Genomic DNA, 7,070 nt, shown 5'->3' with positions numbered 1-7,070 from the left:
AGATGGGGAGATGGGGGGACAAGGTAGCAATCTACAGTTTCAGTTTCAAGTGTGGCTTGTTAATTCTGCCTGCGGTGTGGATTTTAACTACCAATGAACTCAGAGCTACGGCTAATAACTTGACACCAAACTCTGAAGAAACAAAGCAGGAGGTAGAAGCCAAAAGCCAGGAGGAAACAGGATTTGACTTGTTTGTTCCATCCATAGCGGGTGGCGCGGGGTCTGTAGGAGACTCTTACCCAGAGTTAGAAATTGTCCAGGAAACAGCACCATCTCCTATAACTGAACCATCGTCAGCACCACAACGCCTTCGAGTCCGCAAAATTCAAGTTATCGATAGCACTGTTTTTAGTGAAAATGACTTGAATGCAGCTGTTAAGCCCTTTGAAGAACGAGACTTGACTTTAGAAGAAATTCGACAAGCAGCAGACGCAGTTACCCAGCTTTATCTAAATAAAGGCTATCTCAATTCCAGAGCAATTCCAGAGACTCAGCAACCTAGTACCGCCGATGGAGTTGTGGTTATTCGCGTCATTGAAGGACGTTTGGCAGAAATTGACATCCAAGGAACGCGGCGATTAAACAAGTCTTATATTCGTAGTCGCATCGAATTAGGTGCTGGTATTCCTTTGAGTATTAATAAGCTGGAAGACCAACTAAAGCTATTACGACTCGATCCTTTATTATCAAATGTGGAAGCACGTCTGCGTCCCACGGGTAAAGTGGGTCAAAGTGTTCTACTGGTGAGAGTTGAAGAGGCAAATCCTTTGGGTGGTAGTTTGGGTGTAGATAACTATTCCCCTCCTAGTATTGGTGCAGAAAGATTGGGTGTTGAACTGCGCCATCGTAATTTAACTGGAATGGGAGATGAGTTAGCCGGGTCTTATTTTCACTCCTTCAGTGGTGGTTCGGATATTTATGATTTGAGGTATCAACTTCCCGTGAATGCGATGGATGGGAAGGTACGAATTAGAGCTGCATTTAGTCGTAACGAAATTACTCAAGCGCCATTCGATGCCTTTGGTATTCGGGCAAACCAGGATATTTATGAAATTAATTATCGCCAACCATTGATGCGATCGCCAAGACAAGAATTTGCCCTGTCTTTAGGATTTAGCTATCAAGATGGTCAAACTTTTCTCTTCGATAACCTTGCAACTCCCTTTGGTATCGGCCCCGATGTCAATGGAGTCAGCCGCACCAGCGTTATTAAATTTGGTCAAGAATATATCAAACGCGAACCCCAAGGTGCTTGGTTCTTGCGATCGCAATTTAATTTTGGCATTGATATCTTAGATGCCACAATCAACAATGACCCCATCCCAGATGGTCGCTTTTTCAGTTGGCTATTTCAAGTACAGCGCGTCCAGCGACTCACCAACGACCAATTATTGCTCATCCAAGCAGACTTACAGCTAACACCAGACAGTCTGTTACCTTCTGAACAATTTGTCATTGGCGGCGGACAATCAGTCAGAGGATATCGTCAAAATGTGCGCTCAGGGGATAATGGATTTCGGGTAGCCATTGAAGATAGAATCACAGTGCAGCGCAATGAATCAGGATTATCCACCATTCAAGTAGCACCATTTATTGACATGGGAGCAGTTTGGAATAAATCTAATAATCCCAATCAGCTACCGAATCAAACTTTTCTCATTGGCGCGGGTTTAGGATTATTGTGGAATGAAGCTTTTGGCATCAATAATTTAAGTTTACGACTCGATTATGGATTTCCATTTATCGATTTGAGCGATCGCGGTAATAACATTCAAGATGATGGCTTTTATTTTAGCCTGCGATATCAGCCGTGATGGGGCATGGGGGAGCACTGCGGTCTTGGGGAGACTCCAAGACCGCAGTGGCGTCATGGGGCATAGAATATAGAGATTATCACAATGATATTAGATAGCTATTAAATATTAACAATTATGTTAATCAATTTATCCAATCTAGCAACCATGATAAATAATAACGAGTACTGAGTAGGTAAATAAAAGTACAGATATTATGCTACCTCTTGAGCAATTGTTTTGTCCGTGTTGTACACCCGCTCTTCTATACGGCTTATCTCAATACGGTTCCCAAGTTTTTTTACAGCCGTTGCTTCTGTTGGACTCAAGATTTTTATCTGCTGCTGTGGAACTGAAGCCGAAGCAGCAATCGCTAAAGCCTGAATCTATACTCTGCAACCTTACCCTTGATGAGACTCGCCAGATTCTATAGGAAGTATCTACTATGCTTTTTTTTCCCCATACCAGCCAAGGATGGCTCAATGGTAAATTGATGGTTGGAATAGTCAGGGTGATTGCCATCGGAATCTTTCTGGTGACAAGTATCCTATTTCCTTGGAGTGGCTTTGCTCAGGCTGAAGAAGTAGTTTCAGAATGCAAGTCTATCCAATCTCAAATCTTGATCAACAATGTTCGGATCTTTGATGGTGAGTCGAAGGACTTGACTGAGAAGAAAAACCTCCTCATTGTCAACAACAAAATCAACACTATATCTGCAATTCCGATAAATTTCATCGGGCGTTCCGAACGTTGTCGCTATCCTATAAACAAAGAAGGGCTAAGTGAGGAAGAAATAGCTCAAAAAGAAAAAGAGCCTGAGACAGAAGATGAAATCAAAGCGCGAGAGAAGACCATTAATGCAACTGATAATCAGGTGCTGATACCAGGTCTGATTGATGCACACTACCATATCATGTTATCGATCGTGCCGCAGCAAATCGCTTTGACTGCTGACATTGGTTACATAAATTACGTGGCTGCGAAGGATGCCAAGGATATTTTGATGCGCGGTTTCACTTCAGTCCGTGATGTGGGGGGGCCCTCTTTCGGATTGAAGCGGGCAGTTGATGAAGGAATGATAGTTGGGCCACGAATCTTCCCGTCAGGCGCGTTCATTTCCCAGACTGGAGGACATGGGGATTTTCGGCTACCAAGCTTGCTGCCAAAGGCACTAGGCGATCTAACTTATGAAGAGCGGATTGGCTTGACAGCCATCGCCGATAGTCCTGATGAAATTCGTCTCCGTGCAAGGGAGCAACTGCGCCAAGGGGCCAGTCAACTCAAGGTAATGGCGGGTGGAGGTGTTAGTTCAGACTACGATCCCCTTGATGTAACTCAGTACACCAAAGAAGAGATTACTGCGGCAGTCCAAGCAGCGAAAAATTGGGGTACTTATGTCACTGTTCATGCTTATACATCGGATGCGGTGAAGCAAGCTATTGAAGCTGGTGTCAAGTGCATTGAACATGGGCAACTGATAGACGAGAACACCGTTAAAATACTGAAAGATCGCGATATTTGGTGGTCTTTGCAGCCCTTTTTGATGGACGAGGATGCAAATCCTAAAACGGGCGAAAATCTGGAAAAACAAAAGCAAGTGGCGGAAGGAACAAAAAATGCCTACAAATGGGCAAAGCAGTACGGAGTCAAGACAGCATTTGGTACTGACAACATGTTTAGCGCCAAGAACGCTAAAGCTCAAAATAGGAAATTGGCAAAGTTAGTTAACGACGTGAACTTGAAAGGAACGTACACAGAAGCCGATGTCCTCAAGATGGCAACTGCGGACAATGGCAGCTTGCTGCAACTGTCAGGTCTCCGCAGTCCCTATCCTGGCGAACTGGGAGTTGTGAAAAAGGGCGCACTAGCGGATTTACTACTAGTTAATGGCAACCCGCTTAACGACATCAATCTCGTCACAGATCCAGAAAAAAATTTCCTCGTCATCATCAAGGACGGCAAGATTTACAAGAACATAATCAACAACTAGTGAGACTAAAACCAATAATGTCAAAGGCGCTCTGTATAGACATTTGAGTGATTTTTTTGGATATTTTTTGTCGAAGTCCTACTATTAAGTAAAAGCCTAGCAAAGTCTAGGCTTTAATTATGGGGTAAGCAAGGAATAGATGATACGCTGATTCAGCCATACTCTGGGCATTCGTCCCCGCAATCACTGGAAGTTTACTCACAATTGTCCATCAAAGAAGCCCAAAAAGAATACGACTCTGCGATCGGAAAGTTCCCTGTTTAATACTTATGTACTATTTTATTCAGCAATTTCTAAACTAAACTGTTTAGTTTGCCACTGGAGGCAGCTTCCGTAACACTACCCCAATTTGATATTCAAATTCAGCAATGTCCTAATTTTCTTTGTTTGTCAATGGCCAATACCCAATGCCCTTTTTCATTTTTTATATAAAGCCCGATATTCCCAAGGATTGACGAATTTAGTATCGTTCCAAATGCCAAGCTTTTGTTCTTTGGCTTGTGCTTCGGCTTGTTGAATTAAGTCTTTGCTGGGACATTTATTTAAATAAGGACGATATACTTTAGCTAAGCCTTCTTGCAATAATACTTGTTGGATGAATGTGCTATTTTTTAAGCGGACTTCTGCAACTTTACGTCCATAACGATCGCTATCGGTAATATTCAATGTTACGCGTTCGCCTCCTTGCTGTACGAGTTGTTGTACGCGTTCTTGAGCTTTCACACCCCAACTAAATTGATTGCGATCGCTAGTACTTTTACTCTGCTTTTCTTTATTGGTATGAGCTATTTCTGGCGCATCTACACAAGCAAAACGCACGGTAACATTTTTACCATTGGTATCTTTAATTACTATAGTATCACCATCACTCACTCGCTCAACAGCATCTCCAGAATTATTCATCAAGCGATCGCAGCCCATCAAACCTAAAACTAGGATACTTGCACAAAGCCAAAATACCATTACTTTAATTAATTTTTTCATGCAAATTCACCAAATTATTTGAAACTTGTCAAACAACCTCTAATATTTGCAAATAAACCCCGATTTTCAAAAAACTAAGATTTTGAAAGTAGACGCAACCCTAATTAATTCTGAATTCTGAATTCTGAGTTCTCAATTAAGAATTCTTAATTCTTATTCATATACTCTCCTAAAGATTGCAAACATATCTGAACTTTTGTATCTATTAATTGATTATCAAAAGGCAATCGTTGGCCAGTTACCCAAGCTTCTTGGGGTTGACACTGATATATTCTGCGGGGGGAATCATTTAAATAATCATCAGCTGTGCGATTGTGTTTTCTTGGGGCACGATTTAAAAGTAACTGCAAAATATTTTCTGTTTCCTCTGGCTTTAATTCTGATGCAGTTCCATAAAAATATAAACCATCTGCCGTACCTTGAGAAACGCTGGAACTAAAAATAGCGATCGCCACCTTACCATCATTGTTGTATAAATTCTGCGAATGCTTCGACTCAATAGCCGAACTCCAATAAATATTGCAGTTATCATCATAGGCAAAAAATACAGGGGATACCCAAGGATAACCATCAAAAGAACAAGTAGACAAAGTACAATAAATGTTATTTTCCATAATCCGAAAAGCTTTCGCAATCACTTCTGGATTTTGGAAATCAATTGTATTCACCCATCGATTCGTAGCATTCGCAGATTCCAACATAAATTATTCGCCAAGAACATTTTACTTGCACATATTTTTGGCTGTTAACTGTTAACTGTCAACTGTCAACAAACTTAAAGTTGATTTCGCGCCTTCAATTGCAGATATCGTTCAACCAACTCATCTGCAATTTGATTTGCGGGTGCATCTAATATTAATACACCTTTTTGTTTCAGTTGAGCAAATGCCACTTGTCGTTGTGCCAATAAATCTAATGACACAGCACGCACATAAGCACCTGTAACATTTTCACTAAAAGTATCCGCCAAGCGATCGACTTGCGGATCTCGCAATGTCACACAAAATGGTAGATAGCGGGGTGCTAACTTGGAAAGTGCAGCCAGCAATTCCATAGAAGCGGTGACATCAACTAAATCAGTAATCACCACCACCAGCGCCCTACGAGTTTGTCGCTGGACAACGTTTGTCACTGCGCCCAAATAATCAGATTCCAATAACACTGGTTGAATTGGAGTTAGTTTATCAATTAGCTGATTCAAATGAAGTTGACCGCGTTCTGGGGGAATCCACGTATGCATTTGGCGGTCAAATACACCAACCCCAACGCGATCGCCGCGATGTAACCCCGCCAAAGCCAAGGATAAAGTTGCATTTAAACCCCAATCAAATCGCTGTAAACCCTGGACTTTTGCCGTCATCAGTCTGCCGCGATCGAGTAAAATCAGTAGAGTTTGTTCCTGTTCTGGTTCTAAAACCCTCACCAATGGGGGTGAGTTACCATAAGCACCAACTCGTCGGGCGGTGGCTTTCCAGTCAATAAACCGTAAATCGTCCCCAGTGCGATAATTCCGCAGTTCGGCAAACTCAGTACCAATACCCGTTTGCCTAGCTTGGCGCATAGCCCCTGATGATTGTAGTGTTAGGCGAATTGTGAGCGATCGCAACCCAATTAAATCGGGATAAACTTTCACTGGCAAACTTTGTAAAATCTGCCAATCATCCCAAGCCAACCCCCAAAGCCCCAATTGTCTAACTTGAATATTTCCCCAAGGAAACTCTCCCCGTTGTGTCGGTTGAACAGTATAAGTTAATTCCTGGGTGCTGTTGCTGGGAATAGTCGCCTCTAGTGCCGGTGCAGATACACCAAAACCTGTTGGATAATAATCGCGGATTTGAATTTGAGCGTTGGCTTTTTGCGATGTTACTTTTAACACAACTGAATTATCCCGCCCAATGGATAGCCGTGGCGGCAATTCGCGGGTAATTTGCACGCGATAACGCCGCACTTGCCAACCATCCGCAACCATCAATAGCAGAACTACGACATCATATAACAAAGTGATGACAATGGTTGTTTTGATGGTGAGAAAAAACGATAGGACAAAGGCGATGGCAATTCCTAAAAGTAATAATAAATAAACTCGTTTAGAAGGAACCATTTTTTTTCCAGTTAAGCAATTTTAAATTTGGGTAGGGGCGCACAGCTGTGCATTGGTGTCAACTTAACGTAAAACCCTTGTAATGATGTTAGAGCAAACTTACTCAATTAGTAATTAATCCACACTCACCCCACCCCGGTTTTGTCTAAAGCCAAAACCTCCCCTCCCCGCAGGCGGGGAGGGGATTGAGGGGTGGGGTAAA

5 protein-coding genes are annotated in these 7,070 nt (G+C 42.4%); 2 read left to right on the top strand and 3 right to left on the bottom strand.

Annotated elements, in window-relative coordinates; translation table 11 throughout:
• Positions 1-2: 2 nt before the first annotated feature.
• Together GNE10_RS29910 and GNE10_RS29905 are read left to right on the top strand one after the other, a co-directional pair.
• Positions 3-1,814 (top strand): ShlB/FhaC/HecB family hemolysin secretion/activation protein, encoded by a 1,812-nt coding sequence (locus GNE10_RS29910; protein WP_185569389.1) that lies wholly within the window; start codon positions 3-5, stop codon positions 1,812-1,814.
• A gap of 424 nt (positions 1,815-2,238) precedes the next feature.
• On the top strand, positions 2,239-3,783 hold the full coding sequence (locus tag GNE10_RS29905; RefSeq protein ID WP_221643037.1) for an amidohydrolase family protein: 1,545 nt from the start codon (positions 2,239-2,241) through the stop codon (positions 3,781-3,783).
• 417 nt (positions 3,784-4,200) lie between these two features.
• Here GNE10_RS29905 and GNE10_RS29900 read toward each other — a convergent pair whose 3' ends face one another.
• The 3 genes from GNE10_RS29900 to GNE10_RS29890 all read right to left on the bottom strand — a co-directional run bounded on the left by GNE10_RS29900 (position 4,201) and on the right by GNE10_RS29890 (position 6,868).
• Positions 4,201-4,767, bottom strand: coding sequence for a thermonuclease family protein (locus tag GNE10_RS29900; RefSeq protein ID WP_185569387.1), 567 nt, complete (start codon positions 4,765-4,767; stop codon positions 4,201-4,203).
• A 146-nt stretch (positions 4,768-4,913) separates the two neighbouring features.
• Complete coding sequence (locus tag GNE10_RS29895; protein WP_185569385.1) at positions 4,914-5,468, bottom strand: pyridoxamine 5'-phosphate oxidase family protein; 555 nt, start codon at positions 5,466-5,468, stop codon at positions 4,914-4,916.
• Positions 5,469-5,542: 74 nt separating this feature from the next.
• Entirely contained in the window at positions 5,543-6,868 is a 1,326-nt protein-coding gene (locus GNE10_RS29890) for a DUF58 domain-containing protein (protein WP_185569383.1), read from the bottom strand.
• Positions 6,869-7,070: the final 202 nt, after the last annotated feature.

It is taken from the genome of Nostoc sp. 2RC (assembly GCF_014222165.1).
Taxonomy (GTDB): Bacteria; Cyanobacteriota; Cyanobacteriia; order Cyanobacteriales; family Nostocaceae; genus Nostoc; species Nostoc linckia.
The sequence above is the reverse complement of the archived record's forward strand: the minus strand, read 5'-3'. Positions and strand labels throughout refer to the sequence as shown.

Bases quoted from the DNA above. Each gene is read 5' to 3' on its own strand.
- GNE10_RS29895 (WP_185569385.1), bottom strand. From the start codon at position 5,468: ATGTTGGAATCTGCGAATGCTACGAATCGATGGGTGAATACAATTGAT.
- GNE10_RS29905 (WP_221643037.1), top strand. From the start codon at position 2,239: ATGCTTTTTTTTCCCCATACCAGCCAAGGATGGCTCAATGGTAAATTG.
- GNE10_RS29890 (WP_185569383.1), bottom strand. From the start codon at position 6,868: ATGGTTCCTTCTAAACGAGTTTATTTATTATTACTTTTAGGAATTGCC.
- GNE10_RS29900 (WP_185569387.1), bottom strand. From the start codon at position 4,767: ATGAAAAAATTAATTAAAGTAATGGTATTTTGGCTTTGTGCAAGTATC.
- GNE10_RS29910 (WP_185569389.1), top strand. From the start codon at position 3: ATGGGGAGATGGGGGGACAAGGTAGCAATCTACAGTTTCAGTTTCAAG.